Origin of the sequence: Pseudoalteromonas sp. NZS71, assembly GCF_015864715.1 — a bacterium.
GTDB lineage: Bacteria > Pseudomonadota > Gammaproteobacteria > Enterobacterales > Alteromonadaceae > Pseudoalteromonas > Pseudoalteromonas arctica.
This window is the reverse complement of the sequence record NZ_JADYWS010000004.1, coordinates 1-24,361: the sequence shown is the minus strand read 5'-3', so window position 1 is coordinate 24,361 and position 24,361 is coordinate 1. Positions and strand designations below refer to the sequence as shown.

22 protein-coding genes and 1 tRNA gene are annotated in these 24,361 nt (G+C 39.2%); 7 read left to right on the top strand and 16 right to left on the bottom strand.

Going from position 1 to position 24,361, the window contains the following annotated elements; translation table 11 throughout:
- Nucleotides 1-10: 10 nt before the first annotated feature.
- Genes rplW through rpsJ form a run of 4 tightly spaced genes read right to left on the bottom strand, consistent with a single transcriptional unit; the run spans nucleotide 11 to nucleotide 1,907 of the window.
- Nucleotides 11-313, bottom strand: a complete 303-nt coding sequence (gene rplW, locus I6E85_RS03415) for a 50S ribosomal protein L23 (RefSeq protein ID WP_002957896.1) — start codon at nucleotides 311-313, stop codon at nucleotides 11-13.
- The gene (gene rplD, locus I6E85_RS03410) at nucleotides 310-915 is read right to left on the bottom strand and encodes a 50S ribosomal protein L4 (protein WP_002957897.1); all 606 of its coding nucleotides are present in this window, start codon (nucleotides 913-915) and stop codon (nucleotides 310-312) included. The genes rplW and rplD overlap by 4 nt, the downstream gene beginning before the upstream one ends.
- A gap of 17 nt (nucleotides 916-932) precedes the next feature.
- On the bottom strand, nucleotides 933-1,568 hold the full coding sequence (gene rplC / locus I6E85_RS03405) for a 50S ribosomal protein L3 (RefSeq protein ID WP_002957898.1): 636 nt from the start codon (nucleotides 1,566-1,568) through the stop codon (nucleotides 933-935).
- A gap of 27 nt (nucleotides 1,569-1,595) precedes the next feature.
- A complete protein-coding gene (gene rpsJ, locus I6E85_RS03400; protein ID WP_002957900.1) occupies nucleotides 1,596-1,907 on the bottom strand; it encodes a 30S ribosomal protein S10 in 312 nt (103 codons plus the stop codon).
- Between the two features lie 417 nt (nucleotides 1,908-2,324).
- On the opposite strand from rpsJ, the gene plsB reads away from it, so the two are divergent.
- Nucleotides 2,325-4,763: a glycerol-3-phosphate 1-O-acyltransferase PlsB gene (plsB, locus tag I6E85_RS03395; RefSeq protein WP_197236605.1), complete on the top strand. Its 2,439-nt coding sequence runs from the start codon at nucleotides 2,325-2,327 to the stop codon at nucleotides 4,761-4,763.
- Nucleotides 4,764-4,783: 20 nt separating this feature from the next.
- Here plsB and tesB read toward each other — a convergent pair whose 3' ends face one another.
- Nucleotides 4,784-5,641 carry an acyl-CoA thioesterase II gene (gene tesB / locus I6E85_RS03390; RefSeq protein WP_002957902.1) on the bottom strand — a complete coding sequence of 286 codons (858 nt, stop codon included), beginning with the start codon at nucleotides 5,639-5,641 and terminating at the stop codon, nucleotides 4,784-4,786.
- A gap of 77 nt (nucleotides 5,642-5,718) precedes the next feature.
- Here tesB and I6E85_RS03385 point away from each other — a divergent pair, with 77 nt between their 5' ends.
- Nucleotides 5,719-6,177: an EVE domain-containing protein gene (locus I6E85_RS03385; protein ID WP_024590563.1), complete on the top strand. Its 459-nt coding sequence runs from the start codon at nucleotides 5,719-5,721 to the stop codon at nucleotides 6,175-6,177.
- Between the two features lie 69 nt (nucleotides 6,178-6,246).
- Nucleotides 6,247-7,281 (top strand): hypothetical protein, encoded by a 1,035-nt coding sequence (locus tag I6E85_RS03380; protein WP_024590562.1) that lies wholly within the window; start codon nucleotides 6,247-6,249, stop codon nucleotides 7,279-7,281.
- A gap of 36 nt (nucleotides 7,282-7,317) precedes the next feature.
- On the opposite strand, the gene I6E85_RS20920 is transcribed toward I6E85_RS03380, so the two are convergent.
- Complete coding sequence (locus I6E85_RS20920; protein ID WP_007587044.1) at nucleotides 7,318-7,515, bottom strand: PLDc N-terminal domain-containing protein; 198 nt, start codon at nucleotides 7,513-7,515, stop codon at nucleotides 7,318-7,320.
- Nucleotides 7,515-8,582: a potassium channel family protein gene (locus tag I6E85_RS03375; protein WP_024590561.1), complete on the bottom strand. Its 1,068-nt coding sequence runs from the start codon at nucleotides 8,580-8,582 to the stop codon at nucleotides 7,515-7,517. Before I6E85_RS03375 ends, I6E85_RS20920 begins: the two co-directional genes overlap by 1 nt.
- Before the next feature lie 169 nt (nucleotides 8,583-8,751).
- On the opposite strand from I6E85_RS03375, the gene I6E85_RS03370 reads away from it, so the two are divergent.
- Nucleotides 8,752-10,062, top strand: a complete 1,311-nt coding sequence (locus I6E85_RS03370; RefSeq protein WP_024590560.1) for a short-chain fatty acid transporter — start codon at nucleotides 8,752-8,754, stop codon at nucleotides 10,060-10,062.
- A 46-nt stretch (nucleotides 10,063-10,108) separates the two neighbouring features.
- Here the strand turns inward: I6E85_RS03370 and I6E85_RS03365 are convergent, their stop codons facing one another.
- The 5 genes from I6E85_RS03365 to I6E85_RS03345 all read right to left on the bottom strand — a co-directional run bounded on the left by I6E85_RS03365 (nucleotide 10,109) and on the right by I6E85_RS03345 (nucleotide 15,749).
- Nucleotides 10,109-12,220 carry a peptidase domain-containing ABC transporter gene (locus I6E85_RS03365; RefSeq protein WP_081709158.1) on the bottom strand — a complete coding sequence of 704 codons (2,112 nt, stop codon included), beginning with the start codon at nucleotides 12,218-12,220 and terminating at the stop codon, nucleotides 10,109-10,111.
- 567 nt (nucleotides 12,221-12,787) lie between these two features.
- Nucleotides 12,788-12,961: a hypothetical protein gene (locus I6E85_RS03360; protein ID WP_155945840.1), complete on the bottom strand. Its 174-nt coding sequence runs from the start codon at nucleotides 12,959-12,961 to the stop codon at nucleotides 12,788-12,790.
- 13 nt (nucleotides 12,962-12,974) lie between these two features.
- On the bottom strand, nucleotides 12,975-13,157 hold the full coding sequence (locus I6E85_RS03355; protein WP_133120273.1) for a hypothetical protein: 183 nt from the start codon (nucleotides 13,155-13,157) through the stop codon (nucleotides 12,975-12,977).
- Nucleotides 13,158-13,359: 202 nt separating this feature from the next.
- Entirely contained in the window at nucleotides 13,360-14,601 is a 1,242-nt protein-coding gene (locus I6E85_RS03350; RefSeq protein ID WP_101164345.1) for an HlyD family efflux transporter periplasmic adaptor subunit, read from the bottom strand.
- 131 nt (nucleotides 14,602-14,732) lie between these two features.
- Nucleotides 14,733-15,749 carry a metalloprotease gene (locus I6E85_RS03345; RefSeq protein ID WP_197236604.1) on the bottom strand — a complete coding sequence of 339 codons (1,017 nt, stop codon included), beginning with the start codon at nucleotides 15,747-15,749 and terminating at the stop codon, nucleotides 14,733-14,735.
- 166 nt (nucleotides 15,750-15,915) lie between these two features.
- On the opposite strand from I6E85_RS03345, the gene I6E85_RS03340 reads away from it, so the two are divergent.
- Nucleotides 15,916-17,127 (top strand): EAL domain-containing protein, encoded by a 1,212-nt coding sequence (locus tag I6E85_RS03340; protein ID WP_197236603.1) that lies wholly within the window; start codon nucleotides 15,916-15,918, stop codon nucleotides 17,125-17,127.
- A gap of 32 nt (nucleotides 17,128-17,159) precedes the next feature.
- Here I6E85_RS03340 and I6E85_RS03335 read toward each other — a convergent pair whose 3' ends face one another.
- Nucleotides 17,160-18,236 (bottom strand): hemolysin family protein, encoded by a 1,077-nt coding sequence (locus I6E85_RS03335; protein ID WP_024590554.1) that lies wholly within the window; start codon nucleotides 18,234-18,236, stop codon nucleotides 17,160-17,162.
- A gap of 84 nt (nucleotides 18,237-18,320) precedes the next feature.
- Between I6E85_RS03335 and I6E85_RS03330 the strand changes: the two genes are divergently transcribed.
- The gene (locus I6E85_RS03330; protein ID WP_024590553.1) at nucleotides 18,321-20,816 is read left to right on the top strand and encodes a S9 family peptidase; all 2,496 of its coding nucleotides are present in this window, start codon (nucleotides 18,321-18,323) and stop codon (nucleotides 20,814-20,816) included.
- Between the two features lie 216 nt (nucleotides 20,817-21,032).
- On the top strand, nucleotides 21,033-21,737 hold the full coding sequence (locus I6E85_RS03325; RefSeq protein WP_002957913.1) for a response regulator transcription factor: 705 nt from the start codon (nucleotides 21,033-21,035) through the stop codon (nucleotides 21,735-21,737).
- On the opposite strand, the gene I6E85_RS03320 is transcribed toward I6E85_RS03325, so the two are convergent.
- The 3 genes from I6E85_RS03320 to I6E85_RS03310 form a co-directional block, all read right to left on the bottom strand.
- Nucleotides 21,734-23,245 carry a YifB family Mg chelatase-like AAA ATPase gene (locus I6E85_RS03320; protein WP_024590552.1) on the bottom strand — a complete coding sequence of 504 codons (1,512 nt, stop codon included), beginning with the start codon at nucleotides 23,243-23,245 and terminating at the stop codon, nucleotides 21,734-21,736. The two genes, I6E85_RS03325 and I6E85_RS03320, sit on opposite strands and share 4 nt — an antisense overlap.
- Nucleotides 23,246-23,279: 34 nt before the next feature.
- Nucleotides 23,280-23,894 carry a trimeric intracellular cation channel family protein gene (locus I6E85_RS03315; RefSeq protein ID WP_197236602.1) on the bottom strand — a complete coding sequence of 205 codons (615 nt, stop codon included), beginning with the start codon at nucleotides 23,892-23,894 and terminating at the stop codon, nucleotides 23,280-23,282.
- 255 nt (nucleotides 23,895-24,149) lie between these two features.
- Nucleotides 24,150-24,226, bottom strand: a tRNA-Met gene (locus I6E85_RS03310).
- Nucleotides 24,227-24,361 lie beyond the last annotated feature (135 nt).

The window sequence follows — 24,361 nt, the reverse complement described above, 5'->3', positions numbered from 1 at the left end:
TATCCCCTTATTACTCGGCGCCGCCGACAAAGTCTAGCTCGCTGCCTTCTTTAAGAGTAACGTAAGCTTTTTTCCAGTCGCTACGACGACCGAAACGTGCGCCAGTACGTTTTGTTTTACCCTTAACGTTAAGTGTGCGAACACCCGTTACTTCTACTTCAAAAAGCTTCTCAACTGCTACTTTAATTTCAGCTTTAGTTGCGTCATTTACTACTTTAAAAACAATAGTATTGTTTTCTTCAGCAGCAATTGTGCTTTTTTCAGAGATATGTGGAGCAAGGATCACTTTTAAAAGACGTTCTTCGCGAATCATGCTAGCGCCTCCTCAAGTTGCTTAACAGCAGCGGCTGTAATAAGTACCTTATCGAAAGCAATTAAGCTTACAGGATCGATACCAGCTACATCACGTGTGTCAACCTTATAAAGGTTACGTGCCGATAAGAAAAGATTTTCATCTACTTCTTCAGTCACGATAAGAACATCTTTAAGCTCAAGTTCTTTAAGCTTAGCAACTAGTTCTTTAGTTTTTGGTGCTGCTAGAGCAAAACTTTCAACAACGATTAAACGCTCTTGACGAACTAATTCAGATAAGATGCTTTTAATCGCACCACGGTACATTTTACGGTTTACTTTTTGGCTGTGGTCTTGTGGTTTAGCTGCAAAGCTAACGCCACCTGAACGCCAAATTGGGCTACGGATTGTACCAGCACGTGCACGGCCAGTACCTTTTTGAGCCCATGGTTTTTTACCACCACCGCTTACTTCAGAACGTGTCTTCTGAGCACGAGTACCTTGACGAGCACCTGCTGCGTATGCAACAACTACTTGGTGTACTAATGCTTCGTTAAACTCACGTCCAAAAGTAGCTTCAGAAACTTCAAGACCGCCAGAAGCGTCTTTAATTGCTAATTCCATCACTAAATCTCCAGGACTTATGCTTTAACAGCTGGTTTAACGATAACGTCACCGCCAATAGCTCCAGGTACTGCACCCTTAACTAAAAGCAAATTACGCTCAGCGTCAACGCGAACTAGTTCTAAGTTTTGAGTCGTTACACGCTCAGCACCCATATGACCGGCCATTTTCTTACCTTTAAACACCTTACCAGGTGATTGGTTTTGACCGATTGAACCAGGAGCACGGTGAGATAGAGAGTTACCATGTGTCGCGTCTTGCATGCTGAAATTCCAGCGCTTAACACCACCTTGGAAACCTTTACCTTTAGAAGTACCGGTTACGTCAACCTTGTTGATTTCGTTGAATAATTCAACAGTAAGCTCAGCGCCTACTTCAAAATCGCCTTCACCACCGTTAAGGCGGAATTCCCACAGACCGCGACCCGCTTCAACACCAGCTTTAGCGAAATGACCCGCTTTAGCTTTGTTTACACGACTTGCTTTTTTAGTGCCTGCGGTTACTTGAAGCGCGTTATAACCGTCTGTTGCGTCAGATTTGATCTGAGCAATGCGGTTAGGTGTCGCTTCAATAACTGTCACAGGGATAGATACACCATCTTCAGTGAAGATTCGTGTCATACCCACTTTACGACCGACTAGACCTAATGCCATTTTCCTAAAACCTCTCTAATCTTTCGATTAACCCAGGCTGATTTGAACATCAACACCAGCAGCAAGATCTAAACGCATAAGCGCGTCTACAGTCTTGTCAGTTGGTTCTACGATGTCTATCAGACGTTTATGGGTGCGGATCTCGTACTGATCACGCGCATCTTTATTAACGTGCGGTGAAGTTAGTACAGTAAAACGTTCAAAGCGTGTAGGTAGTGGGATTGGACCACGTACTTGTGCGCCAGTGCGTTTCGCAGTTTCCACGATTTCTGCCGTTGATTGGTCAATCAAACGGTGGTCAAAAGCTTTTAGGCGAATACGAATGCGTTGATTTGACATTCTTAACCTCAATATAAAGAGCATATAAAAGAGCATAAAAAAACGACCGAAACAATCTTAAAACTTAAGATGTCGGCTGTTTGATTATATCTACGTTGAGTTCCAAATCGGAACTCCTGTTTATTAGCTTGAAATCCAAGCTTAATTTATCCTTTCTAATTCCCAGAGGAATTTTGAAAGCCTGCGTATTATAGAGGTATTGGTGATAAATGCAACAACTATTTAGAAACAATACAATGCCTATAAATTTGATTAAATAAGCACCCATACATGCTTACTAGCTATACTTGAACTAATACCTCTACTGTTAGTCAATAAACAAGTTAACACCTTAATTACGCAAACTAAGGGATTTTTAGATATTATGGTATCCTACTGCGCTAATTTTGCCCTTAATACTCTCAATATGGTGAGTCGATGCGTATTTTTAATTATTGTTTAAATGTTATGTCTGCTGGATTTAGCCGCTTATTTGTAAAAAGCAAAGTGCTGCCAGAAAATCCGATTAAACAGTATGATCTAAACCCTGAGTACCCTACATTTTATATAGTGCGTTTAAATTCACGATTTGATTTAGCGGCTCTCGCACATGCGTGTAAAAAAAATGGTCTACCTAGCCCAACCGAAGAGCAAGTATTAGGTAGCCAAGATTTAGACCGTTTTATTGGTATTAAAAATCCACCACCACTGTTTGGTGATGAAGCTAAGCCAACCAATGCTTTAGCTCAAGGTAAACAAATTATTGAATACCTAATACAAAGTGGGCAGCAAAACGTACAAGTGGTTCCGGTTACTATTTTATGGGGTCGCGACCCGGGTAAAGAAAAGCCAGGACTACGTACTTTAATTACACACTCTCTTACTCCAAGCTGGTTTAGAAAGTTTTTTGTGGTGTTATTTTCAGGGCGCGATAACTTTATTCGCTTTAGCCAACCACTCGACTTATCACTTTTAGTCAATGAAAAAGCCGACGTAAGTGAGTTACCTCATAAATTATTACGCGTAGCGCGTGTTCACTTTAAGCGCCAAAAGCTAGCTGCTACAGGCCCTAAAATGCCATCTCGTGAGCAATTGTTTAATTCATTATTAGCGTCACCTACTATAAAAAAAGCAATTCAAGATGAAGCTAACGCTAAAAACATTAGCCAAACAGAAGCTCGTCAAAATGCACTTAAGCTACTTGATGAAATAGCCGCTAATTACTCTGAAGCAATGATACGTGTGGCCGAAAGGTTTTTAACTTGGTTATGGAATAAGCTTTATAATGGTATTGATATTAAACACGCCGAACAAATTCATGAACTAACAGATAAAGGCCATGAAATAATTTATATGCCTTGTCATCGCAGCCATATGGATTACTTACTGCTTACTTACTCTATTTATCATTTAGGTTTAGTACCTCCGCATATAGCTGCAGGTATAAATCTTAACTTTTTCCCTGCCGGAGGCATATTTAGACGCTCTGGTGCGTTTTTTATTCGTCGCTCGTTTGCAGGTAATAAACTTTATTCTGCCATATTCAAAGAGTATTTAAGCCAACTGTTTATTAAAGGTTACTCTGTTAAGTTTTACACGGAGGGCGGTCGAAGCCGAACTGGACGCTTACTGCCGCCTAAAACGGGCATGCTATCTATGACATTACAAGCAATGCTACGCGGAATAGACAGACCAATATCTATTGTACCTGTGTACATTGGCTACGAGCACGTCATGGAAATTAACACCTACCTTAAAGAGCTGGATGGTAAAGATAAAAAAGGCGAATCTATATTTGGTATTTTTAAGGCAATCAAAAACCTTAAAAACTACGGTCGTGGTAATTTAAACTTTGGCGATCCAATCTCTATTAACCAATACTTAAACGATAACCAACCTGATTGGCGTGATTCAATACACCCAACTGACGTGCAAAAGCCACAATGGTTAGCACCACAAGTAACTAAACTTGCCGACCAAGTAATGGTTAAAATTAATAATGCAGCGGCGCTTAATGCGGTTAACTTACTAGCGATGATATTGCTGGTTAACGATAAACAAGCATTGAGTAAACCAAAGCTATTAGCTCAGCTTGATTTTTATCTGCGCTTACAGCGTGATGCAAGCTACAGTAATAAAGTAACTACACCAGACGAAACACCAGAGCAATTACTAACGCATGCATTAAAGCTTAATAAGTTTGAAGTTATCAGTGATGAGTTTGGCGAAATCATTACGATAAGCGATAAAGAAAAAGTACTGTTTAATTACTACCGAAACAATATTTTGCACTTGTTTGCAGTACCAAGCTTAATTGCACTACATCTATTTAAACAACACAGCACTACGATTGCTCAATGCCAGCAACTTGTAAAAACATTTTATCCGCTATTTGCTAAAGAGTGGTATTTACAGCCTCTTGATGAAAACTATATAACGCGTATTTTAGCTAACTTTGCTGATCAAAATTTAATTGAGTTTGATGGCGATAACATTCATATAACGAACAGTAATGACTGCCTAGCTAAGCTTGAAATGCTTGGACGAGCACTTAGCTTTACTCTACAACGTTACGCTATTGTAATTGGTTTTATTCAAACAAGTGATGGCATTGAAAAAGCAGAACTTGAAAGAGAAAGCCAAGTACTCGCACAACGTTTAGGTACACTGCACGGCATAAAAACACCTGAGTTTTTTGACAAAAAAGTACTTGTTAGTTTTATCGAAAACTTACGTGGCGAGTCATTAATAACAGAGGGTGATAAGGGCTTAGTAGGTAGCACACAACTATGTGAAACCTATGCACACCTTAAAACATTACTGCCAGCACGCGTTTGGCAGTCAATCAGCGATATAGTACAAGATCAGTGTAACTAGCAATGCATTTACAGAAGGGGTTAGCGTTGACGCATAACCCCTTCTTGCATTGTTGAGGCAACCAAGTTGCCTTGGCGATCAAAAAACTGCCCCCGTACCAAACCACACCCATTACTCGCACTTGGACTATCAATTGAATACAAAATCCAATCATCCATTCTAAATGGACGATGAAACCACATTGCATGATCAATAGTAGCTACTTGCATATTTGGCTGCATAAACGATACACCATGAGGTTGTAATGCAGTTGGTAAAAACTCAAAATCAGACGCATACGCTAATAAGTAATTATGGATACGCTGATCGTCCGGCATTTCACCATTAGCTTTAAACCAAATATGCTTTACCGGCTCCATAACTTCTGGTTTAAACGGGTTATGAAAAGTAACCGGTCGCATTTCAATAGGCATTTCACGGGTAAACTTATTACGGATAACCTCTGGGATATGCGAAGCGTTATCTTGGTAAAACTCAAGCGATGAACGTAATTCTTCAGGTGCGGGAACATCAGGCATTGTCGCTTGATGCGACAACCCATTTTCTTCACCCTGAAATGACGCGGTCATATAAAAAATAGGTTTACCGTACTGAATTGCTTTGACTCGGCGCGTACTAAAGCTCTTACCATCACGAATAGTTTCTACGTCATAAACAATGGGTTTAGCCGGATCGCCTGGGCGTAAAAAGTAAGAATGTAATGAATGAACTATTCGCCCTTCAGGTAGGGTTTCTTTGGCAGCAGAAAGCGCCTGCCCCATTACTTGACCACCAAATACAGCACCAAAGCCTAAATCTTGGCTTTGTCCTCGATATAAACCTTGTTCAATTTCTTCAAGTGTTAACAACGACAATAAATCATCTAATACTTGGCTCATTATTTCTTCCTCATTACCCTAGTGTCCAAATGATACTATACAATAGTGGGAAGTAAATATTTGTTAGGAATACTGTTATGGCTTACTGGCTATTTAAAACTGAACCCGATGCGTTTTCATTAGATGACTTAAAAAACGCACCAAAACAAACGACTCTTTGGGAAGGTGTGCGTAATTACCAAGCACGAAATTTTATGCGTGATGGCGTTAAGGTCGGTGATTCAGTGATGATTTACCATTCAAGCTGTAAACACGTAGGTGTAGCGGGTATTGCCGAAGTGGCACACGATGCCTACCCAGATCCTACTCAGTTTGATTTAAGTAGCGACTATTACGATGCAAAAGCCACCAGCGACAAACCACGCTGGGTTGTTGTTGAGGTTACTTACCAAAGCCATTTAAAAAAATTAATTAGCCTTAAAGATATTAAAGCCAATAATAATATTACTGAAATCGCACTTAAAAAAGGCGGACGACTATCAATAATGCCTGTTACTAAAAATGACTGGGATGAAATAATCAAAATGGCGCAGTAACACCCTCTCGGTTTGACCTAATTTCATTGAGTTTGATATGATCTATGCTGACTTATAGCTGGAGGATTAATGAAATTACTGTATTGGTTAGATGAATGGTTGGCTCTCCCGCGCAATGAGCAACAAACTCGATTACCCATGACGGGTAGTGATTTACTCGGCGATGTATTTGTTAAGTATGAATTTGTTGACGTTAATAAGCCCCTGCTTTTTACTTTTTCTCCTGCTGGTACTAATGTGCAAGAACAAGATCTCAATCCTGATTTTGCACCATGGGGTTATCACTTAGCTCAAAAACAAAACGTAAACGTAATCGCTTTTCAGCATTTAGGTAAAAGTAATTGGTTTCGTAATCGTAATTTAATCTTTTTTCTCGAGCAATTATCAACATTAATCACTCCATTTGACTGTCGACTTGGCTATGGTTTAAGTCGTGGCGGATTTGCTGTTGGCGCTTTTGCTAAACTATTAAAGCTAAACCAAGTACTGTTCTTTCACCCGGTAAGCACTAAAAATAAAGAATTAGTACCGTGGGATGACCGCTCTAGTACCGATATAGCTCAGCAGTTTGACTGGCAACAAGATTATCACGATCTAGATTTAGGAGATGCCCAAGGCTATATCATTTATGATCCTACTAATCGTATAGACCGAATGCACGCCAAGCGCTATAAGCAGTTAACTCACTTACGAGTATTTGGTATGGGACATGGCACACACGCTACATATTTGAATAAGTTTGGGTTTTATAAGCAAGTAGCCGTTGATTTCATTCAACATCAGCAAATCGATATTGCACAGTTTCGCCTGCAAACCAAAACCTTACGCTTAAAAGAAGATTATTATCAAAGTCTCAATACGGCTAATGCAGACTCCCCTCATCGTTTAGCATTATTGAGTACAGCGCATAAAATTTTAGCTGATGAAAAAGAAGTGTATGTACAAGAGCATCAAGCAAAAATTGATATTCAGCCATTAATAGATGTGGCACTTAAGCACCAAGATGAGCACCCTAATGATGCTATTCAGCTATTAGAAGTCGCCCAGCAACTTCTACCTGACGACCCTCTAATTGAGCATAAACTCAAACAGTTGGAAGAGTAATTATTCCAACGAAAACTGCTATAAAGGCTAACTACTCTATTTAGCCTTTTTCTTTTTGTGCCTATGCTTGGGCACAATGGTAAAGTACATCATTAAACCTAACCAAGAAAATATAATGATTCCCATTAGCCAGCCATTCTTTTCATGACCCTGTGTACGCTTACTGTTAAGTACAATAACGACAGGTAATATGTAAGCACTTAAAACAACAATTAAAAATACAACTTCATTCATTATTTTTCTAGGCTCGACCAGTCTACTTCACTATTTAATACTCGTTCTACCGATATATAGTGCAAAATATCGCCTTCACTTACTTTGTAATCTAATGGTGGGTTTAAATCCATATTTTGCGCACTTAAATTATGAGCAACACCTAACAGTATTGCATCATGCTCAAGCTTAAAGTGATGAAACAAAGTACCAAACTCCATATCTTTGCAGCCACTTGGTACTTTCAAGCTAAATTGTGTATCGCCGTGCAAAGTAGATAGCAGCTCCTCTTGCACACGGCTCGAACCTGGATCTTGCATTGAGCGTACTAATATCTCAGCTGATTTTGCACTACTACATTCTACATTTTGGCAATGCTCTAACATCATCTCAACTTTAGTTTCATCTAAAAAGTGAGCACTTATATGACAATCATCTTTTACTAAGCGACTTATGCGCAGGGCTGTCGTAAATGTCTGGTCGTCATCTTGACCATCAATAATCACTTTATCAGCACTACGAATAGCTACCCGCTCTAGTTCAGCTAAATTTGTAAAACTCGTTAAACGTGCAAAATCAACGCTTTCGTTAGCTAAAAAAGGATGATCCATTTGCTCTGTTACCGCGAGTAAAATACGACGGTCAGTACGTTTCGTATCTGCCAAAATGTAATCAATCATCTTTTTTGTACGAGTGTCGTGCCAACCAAAAATAATAATATGGTGGTTACTGTGGGCAAAGTTTTTATCACCAGTCATAGCGCGCCTAATTAAGTAAGTAACAGTTTGTCCTGCTTTTCCTAGCAAAACACCAAATAAAGCTAAACCAAATGGAATTTGTATTAATGCAACCACCCAACGACCAAGATCAGTAGTTGGACTAAAGTCACCATATCCCACTGTTGATGTTGTTACTGTGTAATAGTAAAAAAAGGTAGTAAGCGAGGTTAACGCTTTCTCATTCGCTATAAATAGTAAGCTCCATGTTAATAGCATATGAGTCAAAATAGCTAATGCCACTGCTTGCCAACTCAACTGATCTATATGAGCGCGAACAAGTAACGCTAGCCTTTTAAATATCACCGGCATAATACAAAATCTTCGTTAGTAAATTATCTATAAACAGTACGTTACTGTAAGCGATGCTTTTAAGCAATGTTTAAGCTTTTAACCGCAAATATAAGACTAAATGCTGTTTGCCAATGATGATTTTTCATGATTAATTAGCGTTAAAATAATAACCAAAACAGTTGTGCTTATGCTTAATAAAATAGCCCGCCCTTTTACTAAAATTGTAGAGCGCTATCTTCCCGACCCTTTTATATTTGTAATTTTACTTACAATAATTACTCTTGTCAGTGCGGGCTTATTTACAACCGCAACCAACATTGAAGTATTACAAGCGTGGGGAGGTGGGTTTTGGAACTTATTAAGTTTTGCTATGCAAATGCTACTAGTGTTAATTACAGGCTACATGTTGGCAAGTACGCCACCTATAAGTAAGTTATTAGAAAAACTAGCAACATTTGCAAGCACCGCACCTAAAGCAATTATATTAGTAACGCTTATTTCGCTTTTAGCGAGCTGGATAAATTGGGGATTTGGCTTAGTTATTGGTGCCCTTTTTGCCAAGGCAATTGCTAAACATACTCGTGTTGATTATCGATTATTAGTAGCCAGCGCTTACTCAGGTTTTGTTGTATGGCATGGCGGATTAGCCGGTTCGATTCCTTTAACTATCGCAACCGATGGTCACTTTTCAGAGGCCAGCATTGGTATTATTAGTACAGAGCACACTTTATTTGCGGGCTTTAATATAGCCATATTAGTTGGTTTATTCATTATTATGCCGCTCGTTAATCGCTATATGCTGCCAAGCGAGCAAGAAAGCGTATATATCGACCCAGCTCTTTTACAAGAGACAACACCTAAGCCTACTACAATAACGAGACCCGCCCAACATTTGGAACAAAGTAAACTACTCGGTATGACAATTGGCTTATTAGGTTTGGCATATTTAGGTTATTACTTTTTTATTGCTGGCGGAAACTTAAACCTTAATAGCGTTATTGCCGTATTTTTGTTTTTAGCTATTACGCTGCATCAAACACCCCATAATTTACTTAACAGTCTGCAACAAGCAATTCCAAGCGGGGCTGGCATTGTTATTCAATTTCCTTTTTATGCCGGCATCATGGCGGTAATGGTTGATAGCGGATTAGCACAACAGATATCACGTGGCTTTATTGCCGTTGCAGATGCTGATAGCTTGCCATTCTTTAGTTTTATAAGTGCAGGGCTCGTTAATATGTTTGTTCCCTCTGGCGGTGGCCAATGGGCTGTACAAGCACCTATTGTAATACCTGCAGCACAAGAGCTAGGTGCTGATATATCGCGCGTTGCAATGGCTGTTGCATGGGGTGATGCCTGGACTAATTTAATTCAACCTTTTTGGGCGTTGCCCGTATTGGCTATAGCAGGCCTAAAAGCAAAAGATATTATGGGGTTTTGTGTTGTGCAGTTGTTTGTGACTGGGGTTTTTATATCGCTGGTATTGAGCTTTTATTAAATGTAAACATAATAAAAAGGCGTGTAAAACACAAGTACTGGTCATTTTATGCACTCTCGCTCTGCTGTTGTAGCTCCACCAACCTACCCTCTTTCAGTTGATAGACTTTGCTGGCCATGTTAATGGTTTCTTGGCGATGAGCAATCATAATCCGTGTGATGGGTAAGTGCTGAATTTGCTCACTTATTTTCGCCTCGTTATCCTTATCTAAATGGCTGGTTGCTTCATCCATAAACAACACGCAGGGCGATTGATACAATGCGCGAGCAAGGAGTAAACGCTGTACTTGACCGCCAGATAAGTTTGATCCCATATCACCTACTAATGAGTTATAACCCATAGTCATTTTGGTAATATCATCATGAATAGCCGCATGTCGGGCACATTGCTCTATTTTTAAGTAATTGGGCTGTGGGTCAAAAAAGCTGATGTTATCGGCGATTGAGCCAGCTAACAATGTGTCATCCTGCATTACTGCAGCTATTTGTTTGCGGTAGTTTTTAAGGCCAAGCTGAGTAATATCTTTGCCATCAAGCAACACAGTCCCTGAGGTTGGCTGTAATAACCCTAGCATTATTTTCATCAACGTAGTTTTACCCGCACCAGATGGACCCGTAATCGCAATCGAGTCACCGGTATTCAGGGTTAAGTTAACGGTGTTTAAAATAGGCGCTTGCTCTTCACTGTAACTAAAGCAAATATTTTCGAGCGTAAGCTGACCTCTCACTTTACCTTCGTCATCACCTGTATAGGCCATTTCACCGTCACGATTAGCTTCTTGTTTCGTGAGTGCTATATCTGCAATACGGTCTAAGTGTAACCGCATCATTTTGAATTGAATAATTTGCTCAATTAAGTTGGCAAAGCGGCTGGTTAACTGGTTTTTATAAGCAATAAACGCCAGTACCATACCAACAGACAAGCTATTGCTCATAACTAGCAATGCAGCAAAGTAAATCACCAATACACTTTCAAGGCCAAATAACAGCTTATTAAATGAATCAAAGCTAATGTTTAAACGCCCTAAACGAATTTCACTGTTTATTACCTCTGCATAACGGTTTTGCCAAATACCTTGGCGCTGCGATTCATTACCAAACAATTTTATAGTTTGCATACCCCGAATATTTTCTAAAAAGTTCGATTGCTCTGTGGCAGATGATTGAATCATTTCTTCGGTGGCTTGATGTAGTGGACGATACAGCGCTAAACGTACCAAGGTATACAGCACAATTGCACCAACAACTACCGCAGTGAGTTTTAGCGAATAAATTAGCATCATAATCAATACGGTAATGCCCATTACGCCATCGACCAGTGTTTCTACAAACCCTGTAGTTATGCGCTCCCGTATTTGCGCTAATGAGCCAAAGCGCGAGACAATATCGCCAATATGGCGGGACTCAAAATAGTTCATTGGCAAGCGCAATAAGTGCCTGAGCAAATTCACGCCCATTTGCATATTGAGCAAACTCGAAAGCCGTAAAATTAGCCAACTTCGTACCGCATTAGTCACCACTGAAATTATCGCAATCAGAGCAAAACCCATGGCAAGTACCGTTAATAACGATTCATCAAAACTAATGAGTACTTCATCCACCACCCACTGCATATAATAAGGGGTCATCAAAGCAAATAATTGCAATACCAGTGACAACGCAATCAGTTTTATTAGCCCTGCTTTTAAGCCCTTCATTGAGCTCCAAAGTTGGGTAAACTTCATCTGTGCTTGTTCTTGTTTGGCTTCAAACTGACTGGTTGGAGTCAGCTCTAAACAAATACCGGTAAAGTGTTTACTAAACTCATTACTATTTAAACTACGCTTACCAACAGCAGGGTCGTTAATAGCAAATTTAGCCTTTGCACCTTTGCCAGAGACTTTGGTCAATACCACAAAGTGATTCATATCCCAATGTAAAATACACGGAGTTTGTAGTTTATGGACTTCATCAATAGGGCATTGCAATGCACGACTGGCGAGCCCCAAGTTATCACCCAGCTCAATCAGCTGTTGTAAGTTCATCCCCTTTAAATTAGCCGAAAAGCGCTTACGCATGGCTGGCATATCCAGCCTATGACCGTGATAGCTTGCCACCATTGCCACTGAGGCTAGGCCGCATTCAGCTATTTCGGATTGGAGAATTAGAGGAACTGACATGTTTATTTTAAATTCTATTGTAGCTTGCATGATAAAGGGTAAATTTTCCGTTGTTAATATTATTACCACTATAAATAAGATGGCAGAATGGAAGTACAACTAAGAAGTTTTCTATATAGTTTTACTTTCTTCTAGATATGTATGCACAAATAAAAACTGACGCTATCTCAATAATTACAACTAAAATATCTATTTTGGCGACACGTGTATTCAGATTAGAAATACTTTCTAATCCCTCTGTCTAGCTGAAAAAGTATCATTAATAGCCTCAACCTTTACGATAAAACTCCTCTTAGTAACTGCCAACGAAACTAAAGTAGTTTTATTTTCTAATATTTTTTAAATATTCATATAAATAATAAGATGGGATCATTAAAAATATTATATATAATGGATAATATAAATCAGGACTTATTATTTTTTCATAAATATTAAAGATCAAATGAATTAATAAAATATAAAGTAAAGATAAGATAATTTTTTGAATATTATTCATACATTTTCCTGCGGCTTTTTAGAGCAGCTTTAAAAAGCTACTCTATTACCTCTTTCAGCTAAATATGCTAGTTAACAGGTCGGTTCACACCCTGCTTGTTTTGTTTCTTTAGAACTTTGGTATTGTTTGTACTTTTCATGTGCATAGCCAACAATAACCCCTGCAATAAAAGTAGCAGCTATAGCTCCTAATATAGGAAAACCACCACTAACATTACTTTGCTCTTTCTTGGTTAACTCTCTCATAATTAGTCCCTTATTAATTAGCTAAAGCTTTTCCAACTTCGTTACCTACAACACCAGCACCGCCTAAAGCTGTAGCAGCAGCCGTAGCTTTCGTTCCTGCTTTAACTATTTTATAAATTCTATAAGCAATAAGTGCTACAACTATAGGATTACCACCATTTACGTCTTTAATTTCATTTACGTTTAATTCACGCATAATGTTATACTCCATAAATCCGATGCTTTTTAATTAAGTCATCGGGTTGTTAATATGCTCCCCTTCAATAAAGGTGAGCGGTTAATAGGCTAGCTTTAGCTGCTCGCTAAAGTTAACTAAAGCTGGCCGTCTTTTTCGGTTGTTTGCATTTAGCAAACCACCAAAACTTTCAAATTTTTCTTTATTTTATAAAACGCTACACTTAACTTACGCGCCCTTTTAGGCTGTACAGTGGCTCGAGTAACCACTCGATTAATGTGCGCTGCTCCAACATAATATCTGCCTCAAACAACATGCCACTTTTCAGCTCAAACGCCTTACCATAGGCCTGCATTTGTTGTTGGCTGAGTGTCGCTCGCAAACGGTACACTGGCTCTTGCAGGGTAATAGGCAGGCGTATTTCATTTGGAGTAATGAGCGCCTTGTCGATACGGCTAATTTTACTGTTAATAAAACCAAAGCGTTGGTAAGGGAAAGCATCAAAACGCAGGCGCGTATCGTTACCTAGCTGTATAAAGCCTGCTGAACGTGTTGGTAGCAGCAACTCTGCTACTAGCTCTGATCCTTCGGGAATAATATGCAACAGTGGTTTGGCTTGGGTAAGTGTTTCGCCTTCAACCACTTGAATGCCAGTAACAACACCGCTGTTACTGGCTGTTATGGTATATTGATAGTTACTTTTAATTTGTGTGAGCTGGTTTTGAATATCCGCTTGTTGGCGTTTAAGGCTATTTATACGCAAAGTATACTGCTGGGGCACGTTAGCAATATTAAAACTAAGTTGACTTAATTGATTTTCTTGCTGCATAAGCAAGCGCGCTAGGTTTTGTTTTTCTTGCTTAACATCTAACAAAGCTTGCTGTTGTTGCTCTCGCTCGATGTTTGATAAAAAGCCATTTTTATTAAGTTGATTAAGGTTGCTTTGTTGGCGGTTAAGTAGCCCTAATTTTTCATCAGCCAGAGTAAGTTGACTTTGTAATGCAGCTTGCTCATTAGTAAGTGCACGTTTTTGCGCTTGCAAGTTAAGTGACTCTTGCTTTTGTAGGGTATGGTTTTGTGTTATCTCATCATTGAGCAACTGTATTTGCATACTTAGCTGCTCAACAAGCTGGGTACTCAAAGCTATGCCTTGGCTGTTATTTTGCTGCACAATAATGGTCGCCAGCGGCTGACCTTTAGTAACGGCATCACCCTCTTGTACAAATAGCTGCTCAATCATACCACCTTGATTAGCAAAGCTTTGGATTATCCCTTTATTGGGTATTAAAAACCCCCGAACTGTTTCCTTGCGTGAATATTCTGCTGTAAATAAAAAGGCTATCACTACAATCGAAATACATACCAAAATAAATACGGTAAGTTTTATTGATAGTGGTTGTGCGAGCGTAATCACTCCTGTTAAACGCTCTCTTTGCTGAGCGACAGCTTCCTTTCTAAATAACATCCAGTTGATCCGCTAAGATTGTTCTAATTTATATTACACTAGAATTCAATTAACAATAAATCAACATAAAAGTCAAAAAATAAAATATTAATGCAAAAAATGAACTTATTTAGTTAGAAAAAATAAAAATACTAGCTCGATAAAATAGTCATCGGCAGACTCAATATTGGATTTTCCGAATCGGCAAAGTGCATCATTACAGCTACATGCCCAGCGACTACAACTGCATACATAACCGCTGAAAAGCCTTGGCCATATTTATCTAGTGGCATTAAATGCGAGTAGTGGCGACCTCGCCATTCAAATACAATTTCCAGCGCACCTACAAACAAAAAGAATACCAGTAACATTAAGCCAAAGGTGTAGCTCAGCCATAAGCCAAATAGTACGCCTAATAAGCATACGCTTAAACCAATCCATGAACGCATTGAAAAACTGATACTTTTTAATACATGCCCACCATCAAGCGGTAAAATAGGTAATAAGTTAAATAAATTTAATAACGCACTAAGAACTGCCACACCTGCAAATATCTCCATTTCTGTGGCGTAATATAAAACGACACCCAACACCGAGGTAATTAAACCAAATGCAGGCCCCATTAATGATATAACTACATCTTGCCAACGGGTTGTTATTTTATCGTCACTTACAGCAAGCCCACCAACAAAGGGGATTAAATAAATACCTTTGGTTTTTATGCCAAAGTATTTCATTGCTCGCACATGGCCGTATTCGTGTACAACTAAGCAACCAATTAGCATTAGTGCAAATTCAATACTGAATAACCACGCATAGCCTGCCACAGAGGCACCTGCAAGCACTACTTTAATTACCTTAGCACTTTTAAAAAGCTTAAAACCTAATGCAGCCAGCCCTAAAAAGCCTTTTTTAGGTGATCCATTTGTAGGCGCTGGTAACGCAAGTTGTGTTACAAATTGCTCATCAACAAAGAGCGAAATACTTTGCTCTTCGACTGTCTCTGTATCAATACCTATTACTTTGTTGTCGTAAGTAAACTGATAATAGTTTTCACGAGGATTATCAAAGGTAATAGCTTGTTGAGCATGAAACACCTGCACAATTTTTTGTCCAGACACCATAAGCGAAAATGGCTGCTCGGCTAAAGTAAGATCTATTCTTATCATAATTAAGACCATTTAAAATAATGGCGCTAGTATACCTAATCAACTTAAAAACACGAGTAAAGGTGTTCTATAACTATTTTCAAAATAAAAGCATTTGATACTGACAAAATAAAAAAACACTACTACTTTTATAGTAACCATAAGCTATACATTGAAAGGGATAACAGTGAACAAAATAGTGCCTAACATTTTAGTTGTTGACGACTCAAAAGCGATTTTGATTGTTATGGAAGCCATATTAAATGAATTAAATATGTCTGATAATGTAGTCACCTGCTTGAGTGCTGCTGAAGCCCTCGAAAAAGTTGCTTCTGATATAAACTACTTTGATGCTATTTTTACTGATCTTAATATGCCCGAAATGGATGGTATGGAATTAATCCGCCACTTAGGAGGGCTACATTATCAAGGCGGTATTATTATTGTTTCTGAAATGGATCATAAAGTTATTAGTTTAGCTGCCAGCCTTGCCAAGCAACATAACGCTCACCTCATTGGTAATATTACAAAACCAGTGCAGCTATCTCAGGTTAGTAGGTTACTTATTAAAGTGGCGCAATTAAACAGTCACACTTTATTAAAAGAGTCAGCCATTTCAAAAGATGAGCTTATTAATGCATTGAAAAACGATGAAATAACGCCTTTTTATCAACCAAAAATAAACGCTGATAACAATAGAATTGAGAGCGTTGAAGTATTGGCGCGTATTCTATCAAGTAAAGACGGCAATATTATTTTACCTAACCGTTTTATAGGTATTGCCGAACAACATAACTTAATTAATCAAATTACATTTTCTCTTTTTGAAAAGGCCACCAGCGAATTCAAAAAGATGAAAGCGCAACTAGGTCATGATTTTAAGATGGCATTTAACTTATCGCCAACTCAGCTCGACGACCTAAACTGCCCTAATAAATTACTGCTCATTTTAGAACTAAATCAACTCACGCCTAGTAATATAATTATAGAAATAACAGAACAACATGCACTCTCAAGCCTCATGCAATTAGAAACACTAAACAGATTAAGAATGCATGGCTTTGGTATATCGCTAGATGACTTTGGTGTTGGTTTTACTAATATGAATCAACTTCGGAACCTTCCTTTTACTGAAATTAAGATAGACCGCTCACTCATTAGCCATATAGAAACAGATTTATTTTCTCAAGTGGTTGTAAGTTCGTTATTTAACATTACGAGTAAAGATAATTTAGATTTAGTGGCAGAAGGTGTTGAACGACCAGAAGAGCTCGTTTATTTAAGGCATTATAAAAGAAAACTAGCCATACAAGGTTTTTTATTTAGCCGCCCTAAACCACAAGACGAATTTATATCTTGGGCTAAAGATTGGCTGAAAACTGATGGCAGTCCCGCTTAAAGAGGTATTAATATTTAATCGGGGCTGGTTAACTAATTATCACCCCGAGTGTGTTTATCTTCTTCACTGACTATATGCGCACTACTTGCTAAACGTTTGTGCCAACGCTGCCTTGCTACTGCGCGCATATTAGTAGATTGGTCACGCTCATCTACAATCTCTAGCCCCATTAAAGCTTCAATCATGTCCTCTAGCGTTACAATACCTTGCACGTCACCGTACTCATCTACAACTAGGCATATATGCGTGCGCTTTGTTAAAAGAGTTTGCAGTAACGACGATACATTTTGAGAACTCGGCACCGTATAAATAGGCTTAATCAATTTGCTAATTTTGTAATCGGTACCTAAACGGTGAAATGCCAGCATAATATCGTTTTTATGCACAAACCCAACAATATCGTCGCTGTCTTTATCAAATACCAATATACGAGAAAATGACGACGAGCCGTGATCGTTTAAATACTGATTCACGGTTAAGTCTTTGTGGATTTTAAAAATAACAGTTCGAGGCGTCATTAAGTCGCATAATTTTGCATGTCTAAAATGCAATAGATTACGAATTATTTCGGACTCATCCTGATGTAATGCACCCGACTCCGTACCTATATCAGCCATTGCCTCTATCTCTTGACGAATATAGTAAGCCTCATCGTGCTTTGGACCCATTAAATTTGTTAGCTTTTGTGCAAACCATACAAAAGGCTTTAGCGATATAACTAAAAACCGCAAAGCGTAGGTAACACTTGGGGTTAAAGCTCGCCAGTAATTAGCCCCCAATGTTTTAGGAATAATTTCAGAAAGGATTAATACGAGGAATGTCATAATGGCTGATGCAATACCTACAGCCGCATCGGAAAACACCACAGCCGCCTGCGCGCCAACCCCAGCAGCACCCGCAGTATGGGCAACCGTATTTAAAGTTAAAATAGCAGCTAAAGGCTGATCTATATTGTTTTTAAGTTTTTCGAGCTGTTTAGCAAGCTCAGGGTGATCTTTCCTAAGTGATGCAACATAGCTGGGCGAAATACTTAATAACACAGCCTCCATCACAGAACATAAAAACGAAATAACAATCGCCACTACCATATAAACTATCAGTAAAGTCACTTTCTCTCCTCTATATTGGATATGTGAGCATGGTATCAATACATGCTATATTTGGCCAAACTTCCAATAATAATAGGCATAATAATGAAATTTAGCGCACCATGGTGTCATCAAAATAAGCTATTTAAGCATGCAGCGACTCTTTTAACGCTTAGCAGCTTAAGCTTTGCTGCAATAGCTGCACCATTGGATAAATCAAAAATTCAGTTTATCGGCCCACTTGCCGAAGACATGCAGTTAAAGCCTTTTCAAACACCTCATGGCAATGCCATTATTAATAACCTATTGCCGCAACTACAAGCAGACTCAGATAGTTTTTCTGTATTTGGGAAAAAACAAAACTGGCAGCCGTTTAATAAAATCAATGCGCTCACTTTAGGTGGGTTACAGGCACTAAAATTTAATATTGAAACAACCCGCTTTACACAAGGTACGCTTACCTTAAAAGGGATTGAGCAAGGTCAGTTATTTATTAATGGCGAACTACAAACAGGCGATAAAAATAGCTATAAGTTAGCTTTAAATAACAGTACTCACTCTATTTTAATAGTAGCCCAACAAGTAGCTAATTGGCACGACGTAATGCTTGATTTTGCACCTAAAAGCGACGTTGATAAAATTACGCTTAGCGCCTCAAAAACAAAACGCTTATCTGCAAAACAATTGTTTGATGCCCCTATAATCAGCCAATTATCACTCGCACCTAATGCTAAGCAGTACGTTACTACTACTCGCACTTATAGCGATAAAACACAAAACCAAGCAAATACAGTTACAGTACTTAAAGATTCAGATAATCAAATGCTTTATCGCTTCGAAGCAGGCCAACCAAGTAACATTATTTGGAGTCCAGATAACCAATATTTAGTGTATTTGTTAAATGGTGAGCTTAAACAACTTAGCCGTAAAAACTTCTCAATAAAAACATTAGCAAACGATTTAGAAGGAGCCAATAGCTTTACCTTTTATAACGACACCAGCCTTTTGTTTAGCTGGTCTAAATCACCTGAGAGCACTAACAGCTTAACTAAGCACTATAAAGGTCTACAAGATCGCTGGTCGTATGCACGTACCACCAGCCAAATTTATATGTTTGATACTAAAAGTGGTTTAACAAAAGCACTTAGCCAAGGTCCTCTTTCTTACAGCCTTGAAGATTCAAATAGTAACCGTGGCAAAATATTAATGAGCCGCCCAGTAATGGCAATGCAAGCATCAACCCACCCTGAAACAGAGTTAGTCGAACTCGATTTAAAATCAAATAAGCTTTCATCGCTTGGTAAATTTAAAACGTGTAATTTAGCTAAATATGCAAATAAAGACATTTATGTAGTTGCAGGCCCCGATTTTAAAAATGGCGCAGGCAGAGCTCTACCAAAAGCAATGCTTGCCAATAACTACGACGGGCAACTTTATCTACTTACTGAAGGCGGTAAAAACGTAAAAGCACTTAGTAAACAGTTCGACCCCGCTATTGGCCAACTGCAAGTTTTAGAAAACGGCGATGCGCTCATTAAAGTAACAGAGCAAGACACTCAACCACTTTACCTATTTGATTTAAGTAAACAGCGCTTTAAAAAGTTAAGTACGGGATTGGATATTGTTGAACAATTTAGTTACTCATACGACCGTAATACCGAAATTTTACTAAGTGGTACCAACGCTTTAGCTCCACAACAACTAAAGCGCCTTAACGTAAGTAAAAATAAAACAGATTTAATATGGGATTCAAAACCAAGTAGCTATGCAAATACACGACTCCCTACATTAGAAGAGTTTAATTTTAAAAATAAACATGGTGTCGAAATAACTGGTCGTGTGTACATTCCTAGCAACTTAGATAAAACTAAAAAGCACCCTGCGCTCGTGTATTACTACGGCGGTACTTCACCAGTTACGCGTGGTTTTACAGGTCGTTACCCGTTTAACTTCTGGGCAGAAAATGGCTACGTTGTTTATGTAGTACAACCTACTGGCGCAACAGGGTTTGGACAAAAGTTTTCAGCGCAACATGTTAATGCCTGGGGCGACTACACCGCAGACGATATTATCAAAGGCACGCAAGCCTTTTTAAAGAAATACAACTATGTTGATAGTGAAAAGGTAGGAAATTTAGGGGCATCATACGGTGGCTTCATGACCATGCTACTAGCAACTAAAACCGATATATTTAGTGCTTCAATAGCTCATGCGGGTATTTCTAACATTACCTCATATTGGGGTGAAGGTTGGTGGGGCTATTTATATTCAGGCGAAGCATCAAAAAATAGCTTTCCGTGGAATAACCCTGAGCTTTACAGCCAGCACAGCCCTGTATTTCATGCCGACAAAGTAACAACTCCTATGTTACTTCTTCATGGTGATAGCGATACCAATGTACCTGTAGGCGAAAGTTTAACCATGTACACTGCGCTTAAACTGCTTAATAAGGACGTAGAGTTAATCGAATACAAAGGCGCCGACCACCAAATTTTTGCACGCGATAAACGATTTGATTGGTGGAACACCATGCTTGCATACTTTGATAAAAAGCTAAAAGATGAACCTCAATGGTGGGACTCAATGTATAAAAATGACTGAGCCTGAACCTTTAAAATAACGACTTAATACAGATTTATTAATAGTAGTATTAATTATTTAGCACCTTTTAATTAGTTTAAAGGTGCTAACCTCATCCTCTAATAACGTCTTATACACCTTTGAAATATTAAGTTACTTAAAACTAATAAACCCCCTTCTCAGCATTTACCTAATGGTGCTACCATACAGAGCTATAAGCATTCAAAATAAAGTACTATGGCTATTAATGTTTTATTGGTTGAAGACGATGAACTACTCGTTAAACGCATCCAAAATCACTTTGCAGATACCGAATTTACAATAGAGGTAGACCCAACTGGCGCTGATGCACTTAACATTGTAAGGCAGCGGGTAAACCTGCGCGGTGCTATATCATTAGCCATAATTGACATTGTTTTGCCAAAGCGTGATGGGCTTCAGCTGGCAAAAGAATTAAACACACTTACCGATATTGGCGTTATTGTATTATCGAGTCGTGACTCCCAAGCCGATCGTATTGCAGGCCTTGCACAAGGTGCTGATGACTATATTTGTAAGCCTGTCGATTTACTTGAGTTAGAACTTCGCATGCGCGCGCTCTATAAGCGTGTTGCAGTTAACCTAGAAGACGACGAAAGCGAAGAGTTTATAGAATATGCTGACTTTAAGCTTCACCCCGATAACCGCACACTAATTACTGCTGCAGGCGTTGAATCACGCTTAACTGAAGCCGAACATAAAGTGCTTATTTGCTTAATTAGTAATGCAGGTAAAGCCACATCCCGTGAAAAAATATCAGAAGAAATAGGCCAGCCCGATTGGAGTCCAAACGATCGTACTGTTGATGTGCTGATCGGTCGTTTACGTAAAAAATTAAATGACGAAAAAGATCAAAAACGTATTGTTACCGTTCGCGGTAAAGGCTATATGCTCTCTATTTAATATTTAGTTAATTGCGCAATAAGGCGCTCAAATGCACGGTAATTAAGTGCTTCCTTAAGCTCATTTAAACTAATATTTTCAGCCCCTTTTAAATCACTAATAGTCCGCGCCACCTTAATTACTCTATGATAAGAGCGTGGCGATAAAGACAACTTCTCGCTTGCTCTGGCTAAAAACTGCAACTCTGCTGGCGCCAGTACACAGTGCACACTCATTTCTTTATTATTAAGCCTCGCATTAACCTTACCTTGGCGTTTTAGTTGTAGGTAATAAGCCGCTTCAACTCTTGCTCTAACCTCAGCACTACTTTCCTCCGGCTGAGTACTTTGTAGTTCAACACTCGTTAAACGAGGTAGTTCTATTTGCAAATCAATACGGTCAATAAAAGGCCCCGACACGCGCGATAAATAACGCATAACTTGATCGGGAGTTGCCCGCTTATCTGTATGACTCCCTGTTGGGCTTGGATTTAATGCTGTAATAAGCTGAAACTGCGCCGGAAACTCCATTTGCCTAGCTGCACGTGAAATAGTAACCGTACCGGTTTCCATTGGCTCACGCAGTGAATCAAGTACCTTGCGTTCGAACTCAGGCAATTCATCCAAAAAAAGTACGCCATTGTGTGCCAGAGAAATTTCACCAGGCTTGGGATTTGAAGAGCCCCCCACCAAAGCAACAGCTGAGCACGTATGATGTGGATTACGAAATGGCCGCTGTCGCCAATTAGTTAAATCTATAGATTGTCCAATAATAGAGTAAAGCGCAGCTGTCGAAATAGCTTCATCGTCCGACATAGTAGGCATTATAGTTGCCATTCGCTGGGCCAGCATCGATTTACCAGTACCTGGAGGACCTAAAAATAGTAAATTATGCCCGCCAGCTGCAGCAATTTCGAGTACTCGCTTTGCACCGGGCTGACCTTTCACATCGCTTAAATCGAGTAAAAAGTCAGGGGCTTGTGTGCAGTCGGGGTACTCTATATTCAATGGTAAGGGTTGTTGATTAAGTAAGTCCCCCCACACTTCTTGAATAGAGCTTACGGCTTTGCGTTTAACGCCATTAACTAGGCTTGCTAGGCTGTCGTTTGCAAGAGGTAAAAAGCAGCAACGATCTTGTTCTTTTGCAGCAAGTACCGAAGGTAAAATAGCGTTTACACCACGCACCTCACCATTAAGAGCAAGCTCCCCATAAAACTCATACTTATGAATATCAGGACACACTATTTGTCCAGAGGCGACTAAAATACCCACCGCAATAGCAAGATCAAACCGTCCACCATCTTTTGGCAAATCGGCAGGGGCTAAATTTACAGTTATTCGTTGATCGGGAAAACCAAATTGTGAGTTTTCGAGTGCGCTACGTACCCTGTCTTTCGACTCTTTAACAGACGCTTCGGGCAGGCCTACAATATGAAAAGCAGGTAAACCATTTCCTAGGTGAACTTCTACAATAACTTCAGGGGCATTTATACCCACTTGAGCACGAGAAAATATACGAGCTAACGACATTCCTTATCCTAGTAAATGGTGTGATTACACCAGTTTAGTCAGGATATTTAAAAACGTGTAATGTGATTTGCCATTTTATAGCAGCCAAACGAAGTAATAAGGTCATTAACATACCTAATACCATCGCCATTTCGGTTACTAACGAAAAACTAATGCCAAGCGTATAAACAGTGCCACCCGCTATACAGGTAATAGCGTAAAGCTCACCTTTTAATAGCATAGGGATCTCGCGTGCAAGCACATCTCGAATTAATCCACCAAAGCAGCCTGTAATTACAGCCATAATTACCGCAGTCATATCGGGCATACCAACAAGCTGCGCTTTTTGTGCCCCCATTACTGCAAAAAAAGCTAAACCAAACGCATCCGCTGTTTGTAAAATATAATGAGGTATCGGCTTTTGTTTATTTATAAGGCGTGTTGTAACAAATACTGAAGCGAGTATGGCAAAAAAGTAACTTTGATCGTGTAACCAAAACACAGGAACATCTAAAATTAGATCTCGCACTGTACCACCACCAATAGCAGTTACTGTCGCTAAAACTACGACCCCAAAGCCATCCATTTTTTTCTCGTACGCTAGCAAAGTGCCCGATATAGCAAACACCGCAATGCCTATTAAATCAAACCAGTGGTAAAGTTCAGTCATATTTGTAACAACCCAAAAACATTTGTGCCGTTTTAACACAAACCAAACAAGGTTTTAAGTAATAACGATTTATTTTAAGAAGTTTATAACATTTTTGAAGTGTATCTCAGGGGGCGGGAGCTTGCGCTTATGAGAAGTGAATGCCTCATGCAGTGAAGATTATCTTTAACCTATAAGCTAAATCACCACACTCATCAAATTTCAGGCATAAAAAAACACGCTTTAAGCGTGTCGTTTCATTCTTATTTATTTCAGTGGTTGCGGGAGCCGGATTTGAACCGACGACCTTCGGGTTATGAGCCCGACGAGCTACCAGACTGCTCCATCCCGCGCCTGAAATTTGTAGACTTATTTAAAGTTGCTTACATTACAACTTGGCTTCCAATTAAAAATTGGTTGCGGGAGCCGGATTTGAACCGACGACCTTCGGGTTATGAGCCCGACGAGCTACCAGACTGCTCCATCCC